The sequence below is a fragment of the Aliidongia dinghuensis genome (assembly GCF_014643535.1).
Lineage (GTDB): Bacteria > Pseudomonadota > Alphaproteobacteria > ATCC43930 > CGMCC-115725 > Aliidongia > Aliidongia dinghuensis.
Genome location: NZ_BMJQ01000002.1, coordinates 407771 through 427750 on the forward strand (window position 1 = coordinate 407771; position 19980 = coordinate 427750).

The 19980-nt window shown below is 68.1% G+C and carries 21 protein-coding genes; 10 read left to right on the plus strand and 11 right to left on the minus strand.

Features of this window, described 5'->3' with window-relative positions; translation table 11 throughout:
• The first annotated feature begins 52 nt into the window (after positions 1-52).
• The gene (locus tag IEY58_RS05240) at positions 53-1873 is read left to right on the plus strand and encodes an alanine--tRNA ligase (protein WP_229743498.1); all 1821 of its coding nucleotides are present in this window, start codon (positions 53-55) and stop codon (positions 1871-1873) included.
• A gap of 183 nt (positions 1874-2056) precedes the next feature.
• Here IEY58_RS05240 and IEY58_RS05245 read toward each other — a convergent pair whose 3' ends face one another.
• Genes IEY58_RS05245 through IEY58_RS05255 form a run of 3 tightly spaced genes read right to left on the minus strand, consistent with a single transcriptional unit; the run spans position 2057 to position 4697 of the window.
• On the minus strand, positions 2057-2566 hold the full coding sequence (locus IEY58_RS05245; protein ID WP_189043208.1) for an NUDIX domain-containing protein: 510 nt from the start codon (positions 2564-2566) through the stop codon (positions 2057-2059).
• Positions 2567-2577: 11 nt separating this feature from the next.
• The gene (locus tag IEY58_RS05250; protein WP_229743499.1) at positions 2578-3330 is read right to left on the minus strand and encodes an SDR family oxidoreductase; all 753 of its coding nucleotides are present in this window, start codon (positions 3328-3330) and stop codon (positions 2578-2580) included.
• Positions 3327-4697 (minus strand): chloride channel protein, encoded by a 1371-nt coding sequence (locus IEY58_RS05255; protein ID WP_189043210.1) that lies wholly within the window; start codon positions 4695-4697, stop codon positions 3327-3329. The genes IEY58_RS05250 and IEY58_RS05255 overlap by 4 nt, the downstream gene beginning before the upstream one ends.
• A 157-nt stretch (positions 4698-4854) precedes the next feature.
• Here IEY58_RS05255 and IEY58_RS05260 point away from each other — a divergent pair, with 157 nt between their 5' ends.
• The 5 genes from IEY58_RS05260 to IEY58_RS05280 all read left to right on the plus strand — a co-directional run bounded on the left by IEY58_RS05260 (position 4855) and on the right by IEY58_RS05280 (position 7642).
• A complete protein-coding gene (locus tag IEY58_RS05260) occupies positions 4855-5250 on the plus strand; it encodes a hypothetical protein (protein ID WP_189043212.1) in 396 nt (131 codons plus the stop codon).
• 81 nt (positions 5251-5331) lie between these two features.
• A complete protein-coding gene (locus tag IEY58_RS05265; RefSeq protein ID WP_189043214.1) occupies positions 5332-5892 on the plus strand; it encodes a copper chaperone PCu(A)C in 561 nt (186 codons plus the stop codon).
• Between the two features lie 5 nt (positions 5893-5897).
• Entirely contained in the window at positions 5898-6491 is a 594-nt protein-coding gene (locus IEY58_RS05270; protein ID WP_229743500.1) for an SCO family protein, read from the plus strand.
• The gene (locus IEY58_RS05275; RefSeq protein ID WP_229743501.1) at positions 6488-7054 is read left to right on the plus strand and encodes a c-type cytochrome; all 567 of its coding nucleotides are present in this window, start codon (positions 6488-6490) and stop codon (positions 7052-7054) included. Before IEY58_RS05270 ends, IEY58_RS05275 begins: the two co-directional genes overlap by 4 nt.
• 150 nt (positions 7055-7204) lie before the next feature.
• Complete coding sequence (locus IEY58_RS05280) at positions 7205-7642, plus strand: VOC family protein (RefSeq protein WP_189043218.1); 438 nt, start codon at positions 7205-7207, stop codon at positions 7640-7642.
• 143 nt (positions 7643-7785) lie between these two features.
• Here IEY58_RS05280 and IEY58_RS05285 read toward each other — a convergent pair whose 3' ends face one another.
• The 4 genes from IEY58_RS05285 to IEY58_RS05300 all read right to left on the minus strand — a co-directional run bounded on the left by IEY58_RS05285 (position 7786) and on the right by IEY58_RS05300 (position 11977).
• Entirely contained in the window at positions 7786-8541 is a 756-nt protein-coding gene (locus IEY58_RS05285; protein WP_189043220.1) for a MarR family transcriptional regulator, read from the minus strand.
• A gap of 86 nt (positions 8542-8627) precedes the next feature.
• The gene (locus IEY58_RS05290; RefSeq protein WP_189043222.1) at positions 8628-9806 is read right to left on the minus strand and encodes an LL-diaminopimelate aminotransferase; all 1179 of its coding nucleotides are present in this window, start codon (positions 9804-9806) and stop codon (positions 8628-8630) included.
• Between the two features lie 87 nt (positions 9807-9893).
• Positions 9894-11150 (minus strand): pentapeptide repeat-containing protein, encoded by a 1257-nt coding sequence (locus IEY58_RS05295; RefSeq protein WP_189043223.1) that lies wholly within the window; start codon positions 11148-11150, stop codon positions 9894-9896.
• Positions 11151-11173: 23 nt separating this feature from the next.
• Complete coding sequence (locus tag IEY58_RS05300; RefSeq protein ID WP_189043224.1) at positions 11174-11977, minus strand: arylamine N-acetyltransferase family protein; 804 nt, start codon at positions 11975-11977, stop codon at positions 11174-11176.
• A gap of 255 nt (positions 11978-12232) precedes the next feature.
• Between IEY58_RS05300 and IEY58_RS05305 the strand changes: the two genes are divergently transcribed.
• Both IEY58_RS05305 and cimA read left to right on the plus strand, forming a co-directional pair.
• Positions 12233-12571: a hypothetical protein gene (locus IEY58_RS05305; RefSeq protein WP_189043226.1), complete on the plus strand. Its 339-nt coding sequence runs from the start codon at positions 12233-12235 to the stop codon at positions 12569-12571.
• A gap of 18 nt (positions 12572-12589) precedes the next feature.
• Positions 12590-14197: a citramalate synthase gene (cimA, locus tag IEY58_RS05310; protein ID WP_189043228.1), complete on the plus strand. Its 1608-nt coding sequence runs from the start codon at positions 12590-12592 to the stop codon at positions 14195-14197.
• A 38-nt stretch (positions 14198-14235) separates the two neighbouring features.
• Here the strand turns inward: cimA and IEY58_RS05315 are convergent, their stop codons facing one another.
• The 3 genes from IEY58_RS05315 to gcvA all read right to left on the minus strand — a co-directional run bounded on the left by IEY58_RS05315 (position 14236) and on the right by gcvA (position 16656).
• Positions 14236-15207: a D-2-hydroxyacid dehydrogenase family protein gene (locus IEY58_RS05315; RefSeq protein WP_189043230.1), complete on the minus strand. Its 972-nt coding sequence runs from the start codon at positions 15205-15207 to the stop codon at positions 14236-14238.
• The gene (locus IEY58_RS05320; RefSeq protein ID WP_189043232.1) at positions 15200-15652 is read right to left on the minus strand and encodes an acyl-CoA thioesterase; all 453 of its coding nucleotides are present in this window, start codon (positions 15650-15652) and stop codon (positions 15200-15202) included. Before IEY58_RS05320 ends, IEY58_RS05315 begins: the two co-directional genes overlap by 8 nt.
• An 83-nt stretch (positions 15653-15735) precedes the next feature.
• A complete protein-coding gene (gene gcvA / locus IEY58_RS05325) occupies positions 15736-16656 on the minus strand; it encodes a transcriptional regulator GcvA (protein ID WP_189043234.1) in 921 nt (306 codons plus the stop codon).
• Between the two features lie 408 nt (positions 16657-17064).
• On the opposite strand from gcvA, the gene IEY58_RS05330 reads away from it, so the two are divergent.
• Positions 17065-17679, plus strand: coding sequence for an ABC transporter substrate-binding protein (locus tag IEY58_RS05330; RefSeq protein ID WP_189043236.1), 615 nt, complete (start codon positions 17065-17067; stop codon positions 17677-17679).
• A 9-nt stretch (positions 17680-17688) separates the two neighbouring features.
• On the opposite strand, the gene IEY58_RS05335 is transcribed toward IEY58_RS05330, so the two are convergent.
• Positions 17689-19059, minus strand: a complete 1371-nt coding sequence (locus tag IEY58_RS05335) for an FAD/NAD(P)-binding protein (protein ID WP_189043238.1) — start codon at positions 19057-19059, stop codon at positions 17689-17691.
• 270 nt (positions 19060-19329) lie between these two features.
• On the opposite strand from IEY58_RS05335, the gene upp reads away from it, so the two are divergent.
• On the plus strand, positions 19330-19974 hold the full coding sequence (upp, locus tag IEY58_RS05340) for a uracil phosphoribosyltransferase (RefSeq protein ID WP_229743502.1): 645 nt from the start codon (positions 19330-19332) through the stop codon (positions 19972-19974).
• Positions 19975-19980: the final 6 nt, after the last annotated feature.

Genomic DNA, 19980 nt, shown 5'->3' on the forward strand with positions numbered 1-19980 from the left:
CCCAATTTCGGGCACACGAGCCCTTTCACGCTTTAGACGAAGGTTCTGAGCCTTGGATACCGGACATACCCCTGGCAGCTTGAAGATCGACGGCGACCGTCTGCGCTCCCTCTATCTGAAGTTCTTCGCCGAGCGTGGCCATGCCGTGATCCCGAGCGCCTCCGTCATTCCGGAGAATGATCCGAGCGTGCTGTTCACGACCGCCGGCATGCATCCGCTGGTGCCCTACCTGATGGGCCAGCCCCATCCGGCCGGCACGCGCCTGGTCGATACCCAGAAATGCATCCGCACCAACGACATCGAGGAAGTGGGCGACGCCACGCACCTGACCTTCTTCGAGATGCTCGGCAACTGGTCCTTGGGCGACTATTTCAAGGAAGAGTCGATCGCCTGGAGCTGGGAATTCCTGACCAGCCCGGAATGGCTCGGCATCCCGAAGGACCGGATTGCGGTCAGCTGCTTCGGCGGCGGGCTCGGCGTCGAGCGCGACGAGGAATCCTATCGCGTCTGGCGCAAGATCGGCATGCCGGAGGAGCGTATCGCGTTCCTCGGCGTCGAGGACAATTGGTGGGCGGCCGGCGACGAGGGACCGTGCGGCCCGGATACGGAGATCTTCTACAATCCGATCGGCGGCACCTGCGAGCGCGGCACCGAGTGCCGCCCGGGTTGCCCGTGCGGCCGCTGGGTCGAGATCTGGAACAACGTGTTCATGTCCTATAACCGCACGGCCGGCCAGATCACCGATCTGCCGAAGCGGAACGTGGACACGGGCATGGGGCTCGAGCGCACGCTCGCCGTGCTGAACCGGGTCGAGACGGTCTATGAAACCTCGTCCTTCCGGCCGATCGTCGAGGCGCTCATCGCCAAGTCGAAATACACCGAGGAGGAGATCCGGGCGAAGCCCGAGCTCCTGAAGGCGCTGCGCGTCATCAGCGACCATCTTCGCACCTCGGTCTTCGTGATCGGCGACGAGCGCGGCACGTCGCCGTCGAACCAGGGGGCGGGCTACGTGCTGCGCCGCCTGATCCGCCGCGCCATCCGCTTCTGCGACACGCTCGGCATCGATCCGACCGAGTGGGTTGCGACCCACAAGACGGTTGTCGGCATGTTCGGCGACGCCTACCCCGAACTGCGCCAGAACGAGGAGCGCATCGGCCACGAGCTGATGCTCGAGTACAAGCGCTTCGACACGACGCTCAAGACCGGCATCCGCCTGCTCGCCAAGGACATCGAGGACCTGAAGGCCGGGGGCACGACCGTCCTCTCCGGCGAGGCGGCGTTCAAGCTCTACGACACCTACGGCTTCCCGATCGAGTTCACCCGCGAACTCGCCGGCGAGCAGGGCTTCACGGTCGACATGGACGGCTACGAGCGGCGCTTCGCCGAGCATCGCGAGGCGTCGAAGACCGAGGCGGCGAAGAGCGGCCTCGCCGACCTCTCTGAGGAATCGGTGCGCTACCACACGGCGACCCACCTGCTGCACGCGGCGCTCCGGGATATCCTCGGCGACCATGTGATGCAGAAGGGCTCGAACATCACGCAGGAGCGCATGCGCTTCGACTTCTCGCATCCGGCGCCGATGACGAAGGACGAAATCGCCCGGGCCGAGGCCTGGGTGCAGGCGGCGATCGATGCGGCGATCCCGGTGACCAACGAGGTCCTGCCGCTCGAGGATGCGCGCAAGAAGGGCGCCATCGGCCTCTTCTCCGACAAGTACGGCAACCAGGTCTCGGTCTATACGATCGGCGACAAGTCGATGGAGTTCTGCGGCGGCCCGCACGTCCAGAACACGGGCGAGATCGGCAAGTTCAAGATCCAGAAGGAGCAGTCCTCCTCGGCCGGCGTCCGCCGCATCCGCGCCGTCATCAGCTGATTGCTAGAGTGATCTGAAACCAGGCTCGATCGGGTCGCAGGACAAGTCCTTCTCCGCCCTTCAGGGGGGAGAAGGATTTAGGATGAGGTGGGCAGCGCCGCTAGACAACAGGCGCTGGTGAGGCCCCACCTCACCCCGACCCTCTCCGCCCCAATGGGGCAGAGCGGGAGATAAAGGACAGCCTCAGCCGAAGCGCCGGGCGAGGAAATCGCGCACGGCCTCGCCGGTGCCGAACGGCCAGGGCCTGAGCTTTTCGACCGGAACCGCCTTCCAGGCTTCGAGCTCGCTCTCGTCGAGCCGGACTTCGCCCGGCCCGACCTCGACGTGATAGGCCATGATCAGCTGGTTCATCGGCTTGAACAGGTAATGGCCGACGAAGCGGCAGGCGAGCGCATCCAGCCCCAGCTCTTCCTTGATCTCGCGTACGACGCCGGCCTCCGGCAGCTCGTGCGGCTCCAGAAATCCCGTGACGAGGCCGAACCATTCGGCGGGCCAGCCGATGCTGCGCACGAGCAGGATGGCGCCGTCGCGCTCGACGATGCCGGCCACGACCGGGATCGGATTGTCGTAGGTGACCTTGCCGCAATCCGGGCTCGTGCAGCGGCGCTGGTTCGGCGCGTCCGCGACCGGCGCCAGGGCGGAGCCGCAATGCCTGCAGAACGCCGCCAGCGCGCGCTCCGGGATCTGGGTCACCGGCTTTTCCGTCACCGGGCCGCCCTCACCAGTCCGCCGTCGACCAGGATGTTCTGACCGGTGATGGCGCCGGCGCCGTCCGACAGCAGGAAGGCGACCGTGTCGGCGATCTCCGTCAGCTTCACCGTCCGGCCGATCGGTGTGCCCCGCTGCACCGCGTCCACGACCGGCCAGTTCTCGACGAAGCCGGGCAGCACGTTGTTCATGCGGATGCCGTCGCGGCCGTAGCGGTCGGTATAGAGCTTGGTGAAACCGTGCAGCGCCAGGCGCAGCACCGACAGCGGATATTCCGGCCGCGGTTCGACGGTGCCGAGCGACGAGATGTTGACGATGGCGCCGCCGCCCCGGCGCTGCATGATGGGCGTCACCAGCCGCGCCATGCGCACGACATTCAGCACATAGAGGTCGAGCCCGTGGTGCCAGTCCGTATCGCCGATGTCGAGCAGGTGATGGTCGCCGTCCGGGTTGTAGGTCGAGGCCTGGGTCGCGGCACTGGAGCCGGCGCCGTGGCCGGTGTTGTTGACGACGGCGTCGATGCGGCCAGTCGTCGCGAGCGCCAGGTCGATGAGCGCCTGGAGATCGGCGGTCTCGGTGACCGAGCCGCGCCGGGCGAAGCCGCCGAGCTCCGCCGCGAGCGTCTCGCAGGCATCAGACGTGGACATCAGCCCGACGCGCCAGCCCTGGGCCGCGAGCGCCCGGGCCGAGGCGGCGCCGATGCCGTGGCCGGCGGCGATGACCAGTGCCGTCTTGCCCGTTGCCATCATGCTTCCTCCGTTGTTTTGCTGGCCACCGCTTCTGCGGCCGAGGCGGCGCGCGCGGTCGAGATGAAATGCTCCGCGAGCGAATGATAGAGCGGCTCCGGCGAAATCAGCCGTGACGTGCCGAAGCCCAGGACCGCAGCCGCCATCAGCGGGATGATCATGCCGTGGTCGGCGGTCATCTCGACGATGATGACGAAGGCGGTGATCGGCGCCTGAACGACGCCGGCGAAATAGCCCGCCATGCCGAGCACGACGATCGCCCCGCACGAGGTCGCCGGGAACCAGGGCGCGACGGCACTGCCGAGCCCGGCGCCGACCGAGAGCGACGGGGCGAAGATGCCGCCCGGGATGCCGGACAGCGTGGACGCGAGTGTCGCCGCGAGCTTCATCGGCGCATAGGTCCAGGGCAGCGGCGTGCCTTCGAGCGCGCTGCGCGCCTGCTCATAACCGGTGCCGTAGACGGCGCCGTGGCTTGCGATGCCGAGGAGCGCCATGACAAGCCCGGCGACCGCGGCGACAATTACCGAGTTGCGATCGGGCCGGCGCGCGACGAATGCCCTGAGAGCGTGCGAGCCCAAGAGCACGAGCCGGCTGAACACGGCACCGCCGACGCCGCCGCCGATGCCGCAGAGGGCTACGACCGGCCAGTCCCCAAGCGCGCCGATGCCGGCGTTCGTGACGCCGAAATAGCTGTAGTTGCCGAGCAGCGCGATCGAGGCGATGCCGGCCAGAATGACGGTTGACAGGATGAGGCCGTTCGTCCGGTGCTCGTAGCTGCGGCCCATTTCCTCGATCGCGAACACGATGCCGGCCAGGGGCGTGTTGAAGGCGGCCGCGACGCCGGCTGCCGACCCGGCCAGGATCAGGCCACGCTCGCGCCCCATGCCGCCGAGCCGTGCGGCCTGCAGCATGATCGAGGCGCCGACCTGCACGGTCGGGCCCTCGCGGCCGATCGAGGCGCCGCAGAGGAGGCCGAACAGCGTGAGCGCGATCTTGCCGATGGTGAGGCGGATCGACAGCAGGCGATCGCGGCCGGCCGGGTTGCGCACATGGCGCGCGGCGATCGCCTGCGGGATGCCGCTGCCCTGCGCGCCGGGGAAGAGCTTGCGGCAGGCGAGAGCCGACAGCACGAAGCCCAGCGGCGTCACGACGAGTGGCAGCCAGGGCGACCAGGCGAGCAGCAGCCCGAACAGCGCACTCGCCCGGTTGGCGGCAATGGCGAATCCGGCGCCGATCAGCCCGGTCGCGATGGCGCCGCCCCAGAACACCAGCCGGCGGCGCCACAGGCGGCGCGACAGGAGCAGGGTCTGCGGCCGGCGCAGGCGGCTGGATACACGTCCGCTGGCGAAGGTGATTTCGGGATCCTCCATGCTGCTGCCGGTTGGCTGATGAGCCAGTGTCGGTTCGCCTGCACGGCCGGTCAACCGCTGCGGGTTGGCCGGCCGCGGTCAAGCGTCGGTCGCCGTATGGAGGCCTGCGACGGAATGTCCTGACGCGGCCGGGCGTGATCGGCTAGGATCACCGCCGATGCGACGGAATGTCTCCAGTCCCGGGCGGGTGCACGCCCGGCGCCAGATCGGCGCCGTGCTGATGCTTGTTGCCCTGCTGGCCCAGCTGATGCTGCCGCCGGCCGCGGCGTTCGCCATGATGGCCGACCCGCTCGCGGCGGCACCGATCTGCACGACCTCGACTGCAACCGGCCACGACGCGGGCGGGTCGCCCGGCGCACACGGCAAGCTGCTGCATGTCGCCTGCCCGCAATGCCAGGCGCCCGCCGTCGTCTGGGGCTTTCCGCCGCCGGCCGGGTTCGAGATCGCGGTACCGCGTCCGGCAGGCGAGGTCGTTTGGCGGCCGCAAACCGTCGCGGTCGAGACCAAGGCCGTCGCCGGCCGTCACGCACGAGGGCCGCCGGGCGCGGCCTGACCGCTTCGCCTTGAATTGCCGTCCGCCGACGCCATCGCGCGTCCCGTGCGGACCTTCCCCGTGCAGAAGGATTTTCCCGCGATGCAGTTCCGTCGTTTTCCGTTCAGTGCGCTGGCCGCGATCATTGCCGTGGCCGGCGCCGTCTTCGCCCAGCAATCGCAATCCGTTGCCCAATCCGCGGCGGCCGCCCCATCGTCTGCGGCGGTCCGGGTGACCCAGGCCTGGGCGCGTGCGACCCCTGGCAAATCCACGATCGGTGCCGCCTATCTCACGGTGACGGCCGCAGCCGACGACCGGCTGGTCGGGGCCGCGAGCCCGGTCGCCGCCACGGTCCAGATCCATCAGCACACGATGGAGGGTGGCGTCATGAAGATGCGTCAGGTCGATGCGGTGCCGCTGCCGGCCGGCCAGGCCGTGACGCTGTCGCCTGGCGGCTACCACATCATGCTGATCGACCTGAAGGCGCCGCTGGTCGCGGGCCAGAGCTTCCCGTTGACGCTCACGTTCGAGAAGGCCGGCACGGTCGAGACCAGCGTCGCAATCGGCGGCGTCGGCGCCTCGGGCCCGGCTGGTACAGCCCCAGCAGTCGGTCACGACATGGACCATATGGACATGGGCGGCATGGCGGGGCACAAGGGATGAGCAGCATGAAGACCTACCAGATCAGCGGCCTGGTCGCGATCGCGGCCCTGCTGCTGGTCGGCGTGGCGCTCGTCGGCGGCCTCGCCTGGGACAAGTGGCATGAGGGGGCGCCAACCGCCAAGATCGGCGGGCCGTTCCAGCTGGTCGACGCGCGCAATGGCAAGACCGTCACCGACCAGGACTTCAAGGGCAAATGGCTGCTGATCTATTTCGGCTATACCCATTGCCCGGACGCCTGCCCGACGGCGCTCAACGACCTGTCGCTGGCGCTCGACAAGCTGGGCGAGAAGCGCGCGGCCATGGCGCCGGTGTTCATCACCATCGACCCGGAGCGCGATACGGCTGACGTGATGAAGGACTATGTCGCGAGCTTCGCGCCGGACATCGTGGGCCTGACCGGCTCGACCGAGCAGATCGCTCAGGCGGAGAAGGAATACCGGGTCTACGCCGCGAAGCATCCGACCAAGGACGGTGGCTACGACATGGACCATAGCTCGATCATCTATGTCATGGATCCCTCGGGCCGGTTCGTCACGAACTTCACCCACGAGACCGACCCAGACCAGATGGCGGCGAAACTGATGTCGCTCGCCTCGTGAGTGGCCGGCCCGTCATAGCGTTTGGCGTTCTGGTTGCGGTACTGGCGGCCGGCGGGCTCGGGCTCGCCGGCTACACCTTCGCGCCCGCGCGGGCCAAATGGACCGTGCCGGGCGACGATCCCAAGGAGATCGCGGCGGGCGCCGTGCTCTATCAGGCGAATTGCGCCGCCTGCCACGGCGTCCATCTGGAAGGGCAGCCGAACTGGCACGAGCCGGGGCCGGACGGCCTGCTGCCGGCGCCGCCCCATGACGAGACCGGCCACACCTGGCAGCATTCCGACGCGGAGCTTGTCGAGCTCGTCACCCACAGCGTCGCGTCCTTTGCGCCGGCCGGCTACAAGACCGCCATGCCGGCGTTCGAGGGCAAGCTCACACCGGCCGAGATCCATGCGACCATCGCCTATGTCAAGAGCACCTGGTCCCCCGGCATCCGCGCCTATCAGGCGGCGCAGAACCCCGGCGGCCCGTCCTTGGCCGAACTGCCCGGCGACTGGCGCTTCCCGCCGACCTGCGACTATCACTTCCCGGCCAAGGTCCGGGCAGCGGACGAGAGAGCGCCCTAAGAGACCGGTTGAACACGGGGCGGCGGTTTGAGGCGGTCCATGATTCGAGCTTCTGATGTGGACAGCAGCGAATCGGGCCCGGATGGCCGCCGGTGTTGGGGCACCTCAAGCTCCGTTGTTCGATTAGGCGACCCCTTGGAGATTGGAAACATGGCGCTCAAGCGGATGGACAACGTAGGAATCGTCGTCGAAGACCTCGGAAGGACGATTGATTTCTTTCGCGAACTCGGCCTCGAGCTCGAAGGGCGAGCCACGATCGAAGGAGAATGGGCCGGACGTGTCACTGGACTGGGCGATCAGCGTGTCGAGATTGCCATGATGCGCACGCCGGACGGCCACAGCCGGATCGAGCTCTCCCGCTTCCTCACGCCGTCTGTCGTCGCAGATCACCGGAACGCCCCGGTCAACGCCCTAGGCTACCTCCGCGTCATGTTCGCCGTGGACGACGTCGACGAGACGCTGGAAAGGCTCCGCACGCGCGGCGCGCAGCTCGTAGGCGAAGTCGTCCAGTATAATGACGCGTATCGGCTCTGCTACATCCGTGGGCCTGAGGGGCTGCTCATCGGGCTCGCCCAAGAACTCAGCTGAGCGCAATACGAAGACAAATGGCGAAGAGTGACCAATGTCAGCGAGCGCGTCCGAGGCCGACCCGCCTGTTCGAGGTCCATCCCTCCACGCCATGGGCCGTCTTCTGCTCCGACGTATCAGCCACTGACGTTCTCAAACGGACTCTATGCCCCCGGACCCTTCTTCAGGATGAGCGAGATCCGGCCGTCCATCGTCTCTTGGCCGACGATGTCGAAGCCATGGCGCAGCAGCGCGATCACCAGCTCCTTATTGTCGACCGGCGCATGGGCGAAGATGCGCTTGCCGGCGAAATGCCGCTCGATCTGCATCAGAAACCGCCGGCCGTGGCCCAGCGCCCGCATCCTGCGCTCGACCACCAGGCGGGCGATGGTCGGCCCGCTGTCGATCGCCGGGTTGTAGTCGATGAGCGCCGCGGCGACGGGTTTGCCCTCGCTCCGCAGGTAGAGCACCATGCCGAACTTGAGGCTGAGCCGGAGCGCCGCCTCGTCGAAGCCCGGGTCGTTCGCCTCGAGGAAGCCGCGCACCACTTCGATTTCCGTGGTCTGGCCGATGTCGAGCTGCAGGAGATGATCGTCGACCGCGGCCTTCGCCGGCGCGGGCTCGATCCGGCGGAACGTGTGCGAGCGGCCGATCCGGGTGCCGCGCTCGATGATCGACCGGTCGACCAGGGTCTTGAGCGCGCGGCTCACCGCCTGGGAGCGGATGCCGAGGAAACGGGCGATCTCACCGGTATCGACGATCTCGTAGCGGTCGCTCGCCAGGATCGTGTCGAGGCAGCGCAGCACGCGGTGCGATTCGCCGCCGAGCGACCGGTACTTCTCGAGGGCGATCAACTCGGCGGGGCCATGGGCGACTGGGTTCTCTGCGACGGGGGAAAGCGCTCGGCGGGATGCAGACATGTCAGCAACTCGAACTCGGCTCGGGGTTAAGCGGTCGACCTCGTCGCGGGAGATCCTCGGGTGAGATAGGCGATATGGGGTGTCGATCAGCCGCCGAACAGGGGCTTCAGATTGCGCACGGCCTGGCGGATGCGGTCGGTGTTCTCGACCAGCGCCAGACGGACATGCGTGTCGCCGTATTCGCCGAAGCCGATGCCGGGGGCGACGGCGACGTTCGACTTCTCCAGCAACAGCTTGGAGAAGTCGAGGCTGCCCAGATGGCGGAACCGTTCGGGGATCGGTGCCCAGGCGAACATGGACGCCTCTGGTGACGGCACCTGCCAGCCGGCCGATGCCAGCCCCTCGATCAGCACGTCGCGCCGGCGCTTGTAGGTCGCCCGGAACTCGGCGACGCAGTCCTGCGGGCCGTTCAAGGCGGCAATCGCGGCGACCTGGATCGGCGTGAAGGCGCCATAGTCGAGGTAGGATTTGACCCGTCCGAGGGCGGTGATGAGCTTGCGGCAGCCGACCGCATATCCCACGCGCCACCCCGGCATCGAGTAGGTCTTGCTGAGGCTGCCGAACTCGACCGCGATGTCGCGGGCGCCCGGGATCTGCAGGATCGACGGCGGCGGCTTGTCGTTGAAATAGATCTCGGCGTAGGCGACGTCGGACAAGACGTACATGCCGCGCGACCGGGCGAACTCGACGATCTCGCCGTAGAAGTCGAGGTCTCTGACCTCCGCCGTCGGGTTCGACGGGTAGTTGACGATGAGCGCGATGGGCGCCGGCACCGAATGCTTGTAGGCGCGCTCGAGCGTCGCCAGGAACTGCTCCGGCTCGCACGGCGGGATGTGCCGGATCGCGGCCCCCGCGATCATGAAGCCGAAGGCGTGGATCGGATAGGAGGGGTTTGGCACCAGGATGACGTCGCCGGGGCTCGAGATCGCCTGGGCGAGGTTCGCCAAGCCTTCCTTGGAGCCCAAGGTCACGATGACCTCGGATTCCGGGTCGAGGTCGACCGTGAAGCGGCGCTGGTAATAGCCGGCGATCGCTTTCCGGAGGCCCGGGATGCCCTTGGAATTGGAATAGCGATGGGTACGCGGGTCCTGCACCGTCTCGACCAGCTTCGCGACCACGTGCGGCGGGCTCGCCATGTCCGGGTTGCCCATGCCGAAGTCGATCACATCGCGCCCGGCGGCGCGTGCCGCGGCCTTCAGCCGATTGACCTCGGCGAAGACATAGGGCGGCAGGCGGCGGATGCGATGAAATTCGGACTCGACCATGGTGGCGCGCAACTCGGGCATTGGAGCAAAAAGGGCCGACCACTCAGCACCAAATTCTCCCGCAGCGCAATAAGCGGATTGTTCGGGTCAGCGTTTCATTCCGATCATGTCGGAAAGAGTCGCGTTCGTGAAATCTGCTTCCTCGGTGTGGGCGCCGGTCAGGTTGGCGGAGGTCAGGTCGGCGCCGGTGAAGTTGGCGCGGCGCAGGTCGGCGCCGCGCAGGTCGGCATGGCGCAGCCGGGCATTGTCGAGCCGGGCCGGCAGGTAGCGGTTGGCGCCGAGGATGAGCGCGCCCAGGTTGCAGTCGCGCAGGTCGGCGTAATTGAGCTTCGCCTCCTTGAGATTGACGCCGCGCAGGTCGGCCCGGACCAGCTTGACCGAGCGCAGATCGGCGCCCTCGAACTGGGCGCCTTGCAGGCCCAGACCCTCGAGATTGAGCGCCACCAGCACCGCGTCGGTCGCGCGGAGCGCCGGCAGGGACGCCCCGGCCGGGAAACGGGCGTGCCTGAGGTCGTAGCCGCTCAAGTCGAGCGGCGCCCCTTTGGCACCACTCGATGCCGCCCATTCCTCATGCCGGCGGATGAGGGTCTCGAGCGGCTCCGTCAGCTGGTGCAGCTGCTTGCCTGCCGGCCGATCGGTCAGGATGCCGGAGAGATCGGCGCCCGCGGTCTCGGTGGCACTCATGTCGGCGCCGACCAGGATGGCGTCCTTCAAGACGGCGCCGCGCAGGTCGGCGCCGTTCAGGTCGGCCCCCTCCAGGTTGACGCCAGTCATGACCGCATTGCGCAGGTCTGCGCGCACCAGCTTGCAGTTGCGCATGATGGCGTCGCTGAAGTCGGTGTGGTTCGCGACGGCGCCCGAGAGCCGCGCCTGGCTCAGGTTGGCGTTGACCATGCGCGTGCCGACCAGGTCGCTCGCCCCCTCGTCGATGCGGATGCTGCGGTATTCGCCCGGGCTGATGCGCGCGGCGAGCGCGCCGTCGCGCAGATCGGCGTCGAACAGATCGGCCCCGGTCAGGTTGGCGCCGCGCAGGCTGGCGCCGCGCAGGTCGGCGCGGATGAGCTTGGCACGGCGCAGGTCGGCATGGGCCAGGTTGGCGCCGAACAGGATCGCGTTGTTGAACAGCGTGCCGATGCAGATGGTGTTCTCGAGGAACGCGGCGGTGAGGTCGCAGTCGGAGAGATTCTGGCCGCTCAGATTGAGGCCGGTCAGGTCGCGATAGGACAGGAGCGCCCGCTGCCCGCCGTGCCGCCCGGACTGGAACAGCTCGTGGCGCCGTATGATCTCGTCGAGTTCCGCCTGGGAAATCGGCGTGCGGGGACGGTTGAGGGGATCCAACTGCATCGGCGCCGCGGGCTTCCAATTAACTATACTTGCGCAGTGAAGCGCGTTCCGGGTGGAAAGACCAGCCCAAACTCCTGCGCGAGCAGCGGCAGGAGCTCCTCCTCCGCGTTAATCTCCCGGGTCTCCGAATGGCAATTGACACGGACCTCCAGCGTGCTGCCGCGCAAGACCGCCCGCCGCGTGCGGCGGACGCGCTGGGCGGTGACGATCTGCCTGAACACCGACGAGGGGTGGGTCGAGACGAAATGGTTGGCCATTTCGATGTCGATCGGCAGCTGCGCTTCGAGCGTGAAGGCGTAGAGGTCGGACCAGCCGGCGCCGACATCGCCTTCCAGCACCCAGAGGCCGCCTTCGTGGCGGAGGCGATGGGCCGAGCCCGGCTGGTGGCTGACCAGGCCCGGCAGCAATGGCAAGGGGTGCAGCGGCCCGGCGCCGCCGAACCCGACGTCGGCCAGATATTGGCCCTGCGGCGTGTCGACCTCGAGGAGCGCGTGCGTGCGCGCCCGTGGGGTTGTGGGGGCGCCGACGAGCACGCGTGCGGCGAGGAGCCGGCAATGGAAGCCAACCTGCTCCAGCGCGGCCTTGAACAATGTTGCGTGTTCGAAACAATACCCGCCGCGCCTGGCATGAATCAGCTTTTCTTGGACCGAGGCAAGATCGAGCCGGATGGGCCGGCCGAGCAGCACGTCGAGATTTTCGAACGGGATGGCGGCCTGATGCGCCTCATGCAGGTCGGCGAGGCACGCGGCGTCGACCCGAAGCGGCCGGTCATGGGCGATGCGGGCCAGATAGGCGTCGAGATCGCAAGGATCAGCAGTTGAAGCCATCCATGTCCCCCAATGCCATGGTCCATGAAGCACAAGCCCGATGGGCGTGCCCTTTCCGAATGTTGCGCGCGTAACTTGTTCCGCGCAAGAGGATGAAAATAACCGCTTGCCCTTATCGCGCGTCTCGGGATAGGGTGCATCGCAATATGGACCGGCACCTGCCCATTCTGGCCATTCGGCGAATTATTCGCCCGATCCTCTTGGAGGGTCGGGTCGAATTGTTGCGCCGTCATGCCCAGTGGGAGCTGCCCCATCATGTCCACGGATACTGTCCGTCTCGACGCTGATCGCGTCGCTCTACTCGAACAAGCCCAACTCGAACAAACTCAGACCGTCACTGCATGCTTTGCCGTCCGCGCCGCCGCGGATCCGGGCAGCCTGCCGCGTATCCTCGAACTGTTCGCCAAGCGCGGGCTGGTGCCGTCGAGCGTCCAGGCCCGCCTCACGGGCGGCGCCGAGTCGGCGCTCTCGGTCGATCTGCAGGTCGGCGGCATGGAGCCTGCGCTGGTCGAGGTCGTGGCCGAAAGCCTGCGGCAAATCTGGGTGGTCGAGCGTGTGCTCACCGCCGAGGTCCTGCCGGCGCGCGTCGCCTGAGCGCCGGAGGACCGTCCGATGAAGCGCATCCATCTTTACGACACCACGCTGCGCGACGGGGCGCAGACCCGCGGCGTCGATTTCTCCGGCGCCGACAAGCGCGCACTGGCGCTCCTGCTCGATCGGCTGGGCGTCGACACGATCGAGGCCGGCTGGCCCGGCGCCAATCCAGCCGACACGGCGCTCTATGCCGATCTGCCGCGGCTCCGGCACGCCCGCTTCGCCGCCTTCGGCATGACGCGCAAGGCCGGGCTCAAGGCAGCGGAGGATCCGGGGCTCGCCGCCGTGCTGGCGGCCGGCACGCCCGCGGTCTGCCTCGTCGGCAAGACCTGGGACTTCCACGTGACCTCGGCCCTGGGTGCGAGCCTCACCGAGGCGATCGACATGATCTCGGAATCCGTCGGCCATGCGGTCGAGCAGGGCCGCGAGGTCGTGTTCGACGCGGAGCATCTGTTCGACGGCTGGAAGGCGAACGCACCGTTCGCGCGCGACTGCCTGCGTGCCGCGGCGGATGCCGGCGCCCGTTGGCTCGTGCTGTGCGACACCAACGGCGGGACCCTGCCGCACGAGGTCGACCGCATCGTCGGCACCATGGCCGACCTCCTGGGCGGCGACCGCATCGGCATCCATGCCCATGACGACACCGGCAACGCCGTCGCCAACTCGCTCGCCGCCGTCCACGCCGGCGCGCGCATGGTCCAGGGCACGCTCAACGGCCTGGGCGAGCGCTGCGGCAACGCCAACCTGATCAGCCTGATCCCGACACTGACGCTGAAGCTCGGCTACGAGACCGGGGTCACGGCCGAGGCGATGGCTGAGCTCACCCAGCTGTCGCGCCAGGTCGACGATCGGCTGAACCGCCTGCCCGATCCGCGGGCGCCCTATGTCGGCGCCGCGGCCTTCGCCCACAAGGGCGGCTTGCATGTCTCGGCCGTCGCCAAGGACGCGCGCAGCTACGAGCATGTGGCGCCCGAGCTTGTCGGCAACGAGCGCCACATTGTCGTGTCCGACCAGGCCGGCCGTGCGACGTTGATGCTGCGGCTCGCCGAGCTGCATCTGCCGCTCGCGGCCGACGATCCGAAGCTTGCCGACCTGCTGGCGCTGGTGAAGGGGCGCGAGGCGGCCGGCTTTGCCTATGACGGCGCCGGCGCCAGCTTCGAGCTGCTGGTCCGGCGCGCGCTCGATGCCGGTGCCCCGGCGACCTATTTCCGCCTGGCGGGCTTCCGCGTGGTCGACGAGCGCCGCCGCGCCGCCGACGGCAGCATCGAGACCCTGTCGGAGGCACAGGTCGAGCTCGAGGTCGGCGGCCGGCCGGTCATGGTCGTGGCCCAGGGCAACGGCCCGGTCGACGCGCTCGACGCGGCGCTGCGCCGGGCTTTGGAGCCGGTCTACCCGTCGCTCGCCGGCCTCAAGCTCACGGACTACAAGGTCCGCATCCTGACGCCGGAGGCCGGCACCAAGGCGATCACGCGCGTGCTGATCGAAAGCCGCTGCCCCTCGGGCGAGCGCTGGTCGACGGTCGGCGTCGGCTCGAACGTGATCGATGCTTCGTACCAGGCGCTTGAAGATGCGCTCGTCTATCGCCTGATGACGCGCGGTGCCACGGTCGAGCGGGCGGTCGCTTGAGGTGGGGAACGCCCCGTTCGCTCAATCGGCGATAACCATCACGCCCGTTTGTCGAGCGACGCCGGGTTCATGACGCGGATCGGGCTGCCGGCGAGCCAGGCGGCGATGTCCTCGACCGTGTCGCGGTAGAACACGCGGTAGGCGTCCTCGGTGACGAAGCCCAGGTGTGGCGTCAGGATCGTGCGCGGGGCTCGGCGCAGCGGATGGTCGGCCGGCAGCGGCTCCTCGTCATAGACATCGAGACCGGCGCCGCCGATGGCGCCCGCTTCGAGCGCCGCGAGCAGGGCCGCCTGGTCGATGATCGGCCCGCGCGAGGTGTTGATGAGCCAGGCGTCGGGCTTCATCAGCTCGAGATCCGCCGCACCGACCAGGCCGCGGCTGCGCTCGGACAGCACCAGATGGATGCTGATCCAGTCGCTGGTGCGGAACAGCGTTGCCTTGTCGACGAGGCGTGCGCCCGCCGCCTCGGCCTTCTCGGCCGTCAGGTTCTGGCTCCAGGCCTGCACTTCCATGCCGAAGGCCCGGCCGATCGCGGCCATACGGCTGCCGAGCCGGCCGAGGCCCAGAAGCCCCAGCACCTTGCCGTCGACGACCCGGCCGACCGTGCTCTGCCAGCGCCCTTCGCGCATGGCCTGGGTCTCTGCCGGCAGATGGCGGGCCGACGCCAGGATCAGCCCCCAGGCAAGCTCCGCCGTTGCCTGCTGGCTCGCGTAGCCGGTGTGGCTGACGACGATGCCGCGCTCGCTCGCCGATTCCAGATCGAGCGACGGGCTGCGGGCACCGGTCAGCGTCATGAACTTGAGCCTGGGCAGCTGCTGGATGAGGCTGCGCGGGAACGGCGTGCGCTCGCGCATCAGGCACAGGATGTCGAACGGCGCCAGCAGCGTCGCGGCATCGGCGCCCAAGGGCCGGTCGAACACGGTGATGCGGACCCGGTCCTTAAGGCTGCCCCAATCGGCCAGCGAGAGGGCGACGCGCTGGTAATCGTCGAGGATAGCAAGCTCAAGCATTTTCGCAGTCCTGGTTCTCGGGCGGCGGCTGATCCTCAGGCACCGGGCGCGGCCGGCCGTTCTCGTCGATCGCGACGAAGGTGAAGGTCGCCTTGGTGACCTGGATGCTCTCGAACGCGTGGCGCGGCCGGCGCCAGGCCTCGACCAGGATCTTCATCGAGGTGCGACCGACGGAAAGGATGCGCGCATAGAGGCTGACCTCGTCGCCGACATGAACCGGCGACAGGAACGCCATGCCGTCGACCGCGATCGTGACGCAGCGGCCGCGGGCGCGCCGGGCCGCGGCATTGCCGGCGGCAAGGTCCATCTGCGCCATGAGCCAGCCGCCGAAGATGTCGCCGGCCGGGTTGGTGTCGGACGGCATGGCGATGGTGCGGATCATCGGCACGCCGGAGGGCAGGACCGGCGGCGACAGGGGCGGGGCATCCGACGAGGGGGGCGACATAACGACGGTTCCTTGAGGGCGAGAGGCGGGGCGTGCTGGCTGAAGGTCGCCCGAGGCGGGGGCGTCGGACAAGGACTTTGACTTCATGCCGGCAGGGCGATGCCGCGAGCTGCGCGGAAGGCCGCCATCTCGTCCAGCAGCCATCGGGCGAAGGCGGCAGCACCGTCGCTCTGCGGGCCGTCCTCCGGCGTTACCAGCCAGTAGGCGCCGAAGCAGGAGCTTTGTGGCAGCGGCTGGACGAGGCGTCCGGCCGCGACGTCGTCGCCGGTCAGGATCGGGTCGCCCAGCACGACGCCCTGGCCGAGCACGGCCGCCTCGATCGCGAGCGTTGCGTCCTTGAACACCGGGCCACGCCTGACCGCCTGGTCCGGCAGACCGGCGTCGCGGAACCAGCGCGCCCAATATTCCCGGTCTTCCTCGTGCAGCAGCGTGTAATGCACGAGGTCGGCCGGCCCTTCGAGCGGCGGGCCCTGGGCAAGCAGGCGCGGCGCCAGCACAGGGGCGCCCCAGATCTCGGCCAGCGGATGGCTCGTGCTGCCGAGCCAGCTCGACTGGTCGTCGGAATAGCGGATGGCGAGTTCGGTGCCGCTGCCGGCGAGATCGACGATCGCGAAATCCGGATCGAGCACGACGTCGATCTCCGGGTGCAGCGCATTGAAGCGGCCGAGCCGAGGCAGCAGCCACTGCATGGCGAACGGCGGCTCGACACTGATCGGCAGCAGGCTTTCCGGTGCCGCGCGGCCGATCTGCGCCAGGGCGGCCTCGATGCCCTCGAACGCGCGCGTCGTGGCGGCGGCGAGCGTAGCGCCGGCCTCCGTCAGCTCGACCCGGCGATGCAGGCGATGGAACAGCGGCCGGTCGAGCGCCTCCTCGAGCTCGCGGATCTGCCGGCTGACCGCCGCCTGGGTCACGAACAGTTCGTCGGCGGCGCGCGTGAAGCTCTGGTGCCGGGCCGCGGCCTCGAACGCCTTGAGCGCCGTCAGGGACGGGAGCCGTCGCGCCATCGCATCCTCTCGGTCGCATAACCTGTCGTTATGCAGAGCCCAAGATATCGCCGTTTGCGGAAATTGGCGAGAGCGGCTGAAATCACCCGGTACCAGAGCAAGGAGAATGGTCAAATGTCGTCCTGGATTCTCAGGGTCTACGGGGAGCTCGCCGGCTTCCTGACCCTGCGGCCGGCGGCTCAAGACAAGCTTCCGGCCGAGATCTGATCTCGTCCCCTCGAAAGTCGACGAAGCGCGTCGACATCCGATCGAACGGCCGGTCCCGTAGTGGGGCCGGCCGTTTTGTCTGGGACCACTTTGTCGTGGAACGGCAAGGGTTTCGCGGATGTCTTTCACGGAAATGGACTGTCGACCATACCGCGCACTTCCTCTAGTGTGAGGCGAACGCCCCTGAAGAGCGAGGTTGCAATGAAGTCGATCGTCCGGACCGGATTCACCCTGGGCTTCATCCTCCTCTTCGGCCTCGGGCTCGTGGCCGGCCGGGCTGAAGCGGCCGCCGGCCCCTCGGACCAGATCCGCAGCTTCTATGACGTGCTGTTGAGCAACATGAAGAATGCTGCGGCGCTGGGCGTCAAAGGCCGCTACGCGAAGCTGGAGCCGGTCGTGACGTCGACCTTCGATATCCCCTTCATGTCGCGCCTGTCGGTCGGCCCGACCTGGAACCAGCTGACGCCCGACAAGAAGAAAGAGCTCGCGCAGGCCTTCGGCCGTTACATCACCGCGACCTACGCCCTGCAGTTCGATGGCTATTCCGGAGAGCAGCTCAACGTGCTGAGCGAGCAGCCGGTCAAGCATGCGACACTCGTGCGCACCCAGATCGTGAAATCGGACGGCGAGCCCATCTCGATCAATTATGTGATGCACGACAATGACATCGCCTGGCAGATCCGCGACATCTATCTCACCGGCACGATCAGCCAGCTTGCGACCCGCCGCTCGGAATTCTCCTCGATCTTGAAGACCGGCGGCATCGACAAGCTGATCTCCGTGCTGACCGAGAAGGCCGACGCGCTGCAGAAATAGCGCTGTCCATTACGCCAGCATGGCAAGCTGAGCTGCCAGCAGCTCGCATTGCCGCCGGATGTCCGGCACGGCGGTCATTTCCCAGAAGGCACCGCGCGTTACCGGACCGACCGCGAACAGCTGGCGCGAGATGGCGCCGGAGCGGTCCTTGAGCGCGCCCGATGGTGTCACATCGAGGCCGAGCCGGTGCGGGTCGGGCCGGACGAACCCGTCTTTGAGCAGGCGGCGGACCAGCGGATGCGGGATCCGGTCGAAATCGCAGGCCGGCCCGGCGCAATTCACCACACGGGCGATGTCGAGCGTGCGCCGTTCGTCGGCGCCGCGCGGCCGATAGACGAGCGTCGCCCGCTCGCTGCCGGCGGTGATGCTTTCGATCCGGCCGGCATGGATCATGAGCTGGCCGCGGGCGCGCGCGGCCTCGATTCGCTGCGAGACGGCCGGTGCCAGGCGATGGCGATGCACGTCCCACCAGGGCCGGAGATGGCGCAGGAAGCGCGACCGGTCTTGCGGCGGCAGCGCCTGCCACAGATCGCGCCCGAACGGCCGGAGCTCGTCGAGAACAGCCTGCCAGCTGCTGCCCTCGCGCTGGGCGCGCCGGGCCTCGGCACGCAGCATGCGCAGGCTGTCGGTGAGACGGTCGGGGATCGCCGCCCCCGGCCGGCGCGGCGCGATGGCGCCCGCGGCATGGCAGCGCGGCGTCAGGCCCCGGCGCGACAGGGCGTGGATCGGCCCACGATGGCCGGCGTCCTCGAGCGAGATCACGGTGTCGACCATGGTGAGGCCGGTGCCGATCAGCAGCACGGGGGCATCCGGGTCGAGGCTGTTCAGCGTGTCGCCAGCCCAGGGGTCGGGCTGGTAGAACGGCGTGTCGAAGAAGGCCGGATCGGCGATCACCGGCGGCTCCGGCGGGAAATTGCCGATGGCGAGCACGGCCAGGTCGGCGGCGATGCGCCGCTCGGCGCCGATGCAGAGCGAGAGCGGCCCGTGCGGTTCCGCCTCGACCGCTGCCACGTCGCCGCGCACCAGCTCCAGCCGGTCGGCCGCCCCTGGGCGCTTCAGCTCCTCGTGCAGCAGCTGGCGGATATAGACGCCGAATTGCCGGCGTGGCACGAAGCTCGCCGGACCGACGTCGGATGCTGCGTCCGGCTGGCGCGCCAGCCATTCGAGGAAATCCGACGGCCGGTCGTGGAAGGCGCTCATGCGCCCGGCCGGCACGTTCAGGAGATGGCTCGGATTGCCGGTCGCATAGGCCGGCCCCTGGGCGAAGCGGTTGTGCCGCTCGATCAGCACGACCCGCACGCTGGCGGGCGTCCGGCGCAACAGATGAAGCGCCAGCAAGGTGCCACTGAATCCGGCGCCAATGATCGCGATGGCGGTCATGCGGTGAGCACCCTCGGCTGTAACCTCCCGGTTGGAGGCAGCCGATGATTGTTTCCACATGAAACGATCGTCAATGAAATTTTAACTACAGAATCGTTACGCCATAGGCGGCAGGTATCATGCTACGCGCTTGAGGCCGGCCGCGTGCTGCGCGTCGACTGTCGGTTCGGGCCCTGACGGCGAGGCCCAGGGGACGGCGTTTTGCCCTGCACAGAGAGGGGCTTGCGGCATATAACCCTAGGGTCTCTTCGATCCGGAGCCCGCCATCCCGTGACCGCCGCCTTCCCCTCGCTTCAGCTCGTGGACCATCCGCTCATCCAGCACAAGCTGAGCCTGATGCGCGACAAGACCACGCCGACCATCCAGTTCCGTCAGCTCCTCAAAGAGATCGCGCTCTTGATGGGCTACGAGCTGACGCGCGACCTGCCGCTGACGACGGAGCGGATCGAGACACCGCTCGTCGCCATGGACGCGCCGCGCATCCACGGCAAGAAAGTGGCGATCGTCTCGATCCTGCGCGCCGGGCTCACCATGGCCGAGGGCCTGCACGAGCTGATGCCGTCGGCGCGCACCGGGCATATCGGGCTCTATCGCGATCACGATACCAAAATGCCGGTCGAATATCTGGTGAAGCTGCCGGAGCCGGAAGGGCGCCTCTTCATCATCGTCGACCCGATGCTGGCGACCGGCAATTCGGCGATCCATGCGGTCGACGTGCTCAACAAACGTGGCGTCGATGACGCGCGCATCCGTTTCCTGGCCTTGGTGATAGCACCCGAGGGCATGACGAAATTCGCCGACGCTCACCCGGGCGTGCGGGTGTTCGGTGCGGCCCTCGATCAGTGCTTGAACGAGAACGCCTATATCGTGCCTGGCCTGGGTGATGCCGGGGATCGGCTGTTCGGCACGAAGTGACGCCAA

What these genes read in the sequence shown, in the direction of transcription:
- gcvA (WP_189043234.1), bottom strand. Translation starts at nt 16,656, where the DNA reads ATGGCGCGACGGCTCCCGTCCCTGACGGCGCTCAAGGCGTTCGAGGCC.
- IEY58_RS05250 (WP_229743499.1), bottom strand. Translation starts at nt 3,330, where the DNA reads ATGATGGCAACGGGCAAGACGGCACTGGTCATCGCCGCCGGCCACGGC.
- cimA (WP_189043228.1), top strand. Translation starts at nt 12,590, where the DNA reads ATGAAGCGCATCCATCTTTACGACACCACGCTGCGCGACGGGGCGCAG.
- IEY58_RS05255 (WP_189043210.1), bottom strand. Translation starts at nt 4,697, where the DNA reads ATGGAGGATCCCGAAATCACCTTCGCCAGCGGACGTGTATCCAGCCGC.
- IEY58_RS05260 (WP_189043212.1), top strand. Translation starts at nt 4,855, where the DNA reads ATGCGACGGAATGTCTCCAGTCCCGGGCGGGTGCACGCCCGGCGCCAG.
- IEY58_RS05300 (WP_189043224.1), bottom strand. Translation starts at nt 11,977, where the DNA reads ATGGCTTCAACTGCTGATCCTTGCGATCTCGACGCCTATCTGGCCCGC.
- IEY58_RS05295 (WP_189043223.1), bottom strand. Translation starts at nt 11,150, where the DNA reads ATGCAGTTGGATCCCCTCAACCGTCCCCGCACGCCGATTTCCCAGGCG.
- IEY58_RS05285 (WP_189043220.1), bottom strand. Translation starts at nt 8,541, where the DNA reads ATGTCTGCATCCCGCCGAGCGCTTTCCCCCGTCGCAGAGAACCCAGTC.
- IEY58_RS05335 (WP_189043238.1), bottom strand. Translation starts at nt 19,059, where the DNA reads ATGACCGCCATCGCGATCATTGGCGCCGGATTCAGTGGCACCTTGCTG.
- IEY58_RS05280 (WP_189043218.1), top strand. Translation starts at nt 7,205, where the DNA reads ATGGCGCTCAAGCGGATGGACAACGTAGGAATCGTCGTCGAAGACCTC.
- IEY58_RS05270 (WP_229743500.1), top strand. Translation starts at nt 5,898, where the DNA reads ATGAAGACCTACCAGATCAGCGGCCTGGTCGCGATCGCGGCCCTGCTG.
- IEY58_RS05265 (WP_189043214.1), top strand. Translation starts at nt 5,332, where the DNA reads ATGCAGTTCCGTCGTTTTCCGTTCAGTGCGCTGGCCGCGATCATTGCC.
- IEY58_RS05315 (WP_189043230.1), bottom strand. Translation starts at nt 15,207, where the DNA reads ATGCTTGAGCTTGCTATCCTCGACGATTACCAGCGCGTCGCCCTCTCG.
- IEY58_RS05330 (WP_189043236.1), top strand. Translation starts at nt 17,065, where the DNA reads ATGAAGTCGATCGTCCGGACCGGATTCACCCTGGGCTTCATCCTCCTC.
- IEY58_RS05305 (WP_189043226.1), top strand. Translation starts at nt 12,233, where the DNA reads ATGTCCACGGATACTGTCCGTCTCGACGCTGATCGCGTCGCTCTACTC.
- IEY58_RS05290 (WP_189043222.1), bottom strand. Translation starts at nt 9,806, where the DNA reads ATGGTCGAGTCCGAATTTCATCGCATCCGCCGCCTGCCGCCCTATGTC.
- IEY58_RS05320 (WP_189043232.1), bottom strand. Translation starts at nt 15,652, where the DNA reads ATGTCGCCCCCCTCGTCGGATGCCCCGCCCCTGTCGCCGCCGGTCCTG.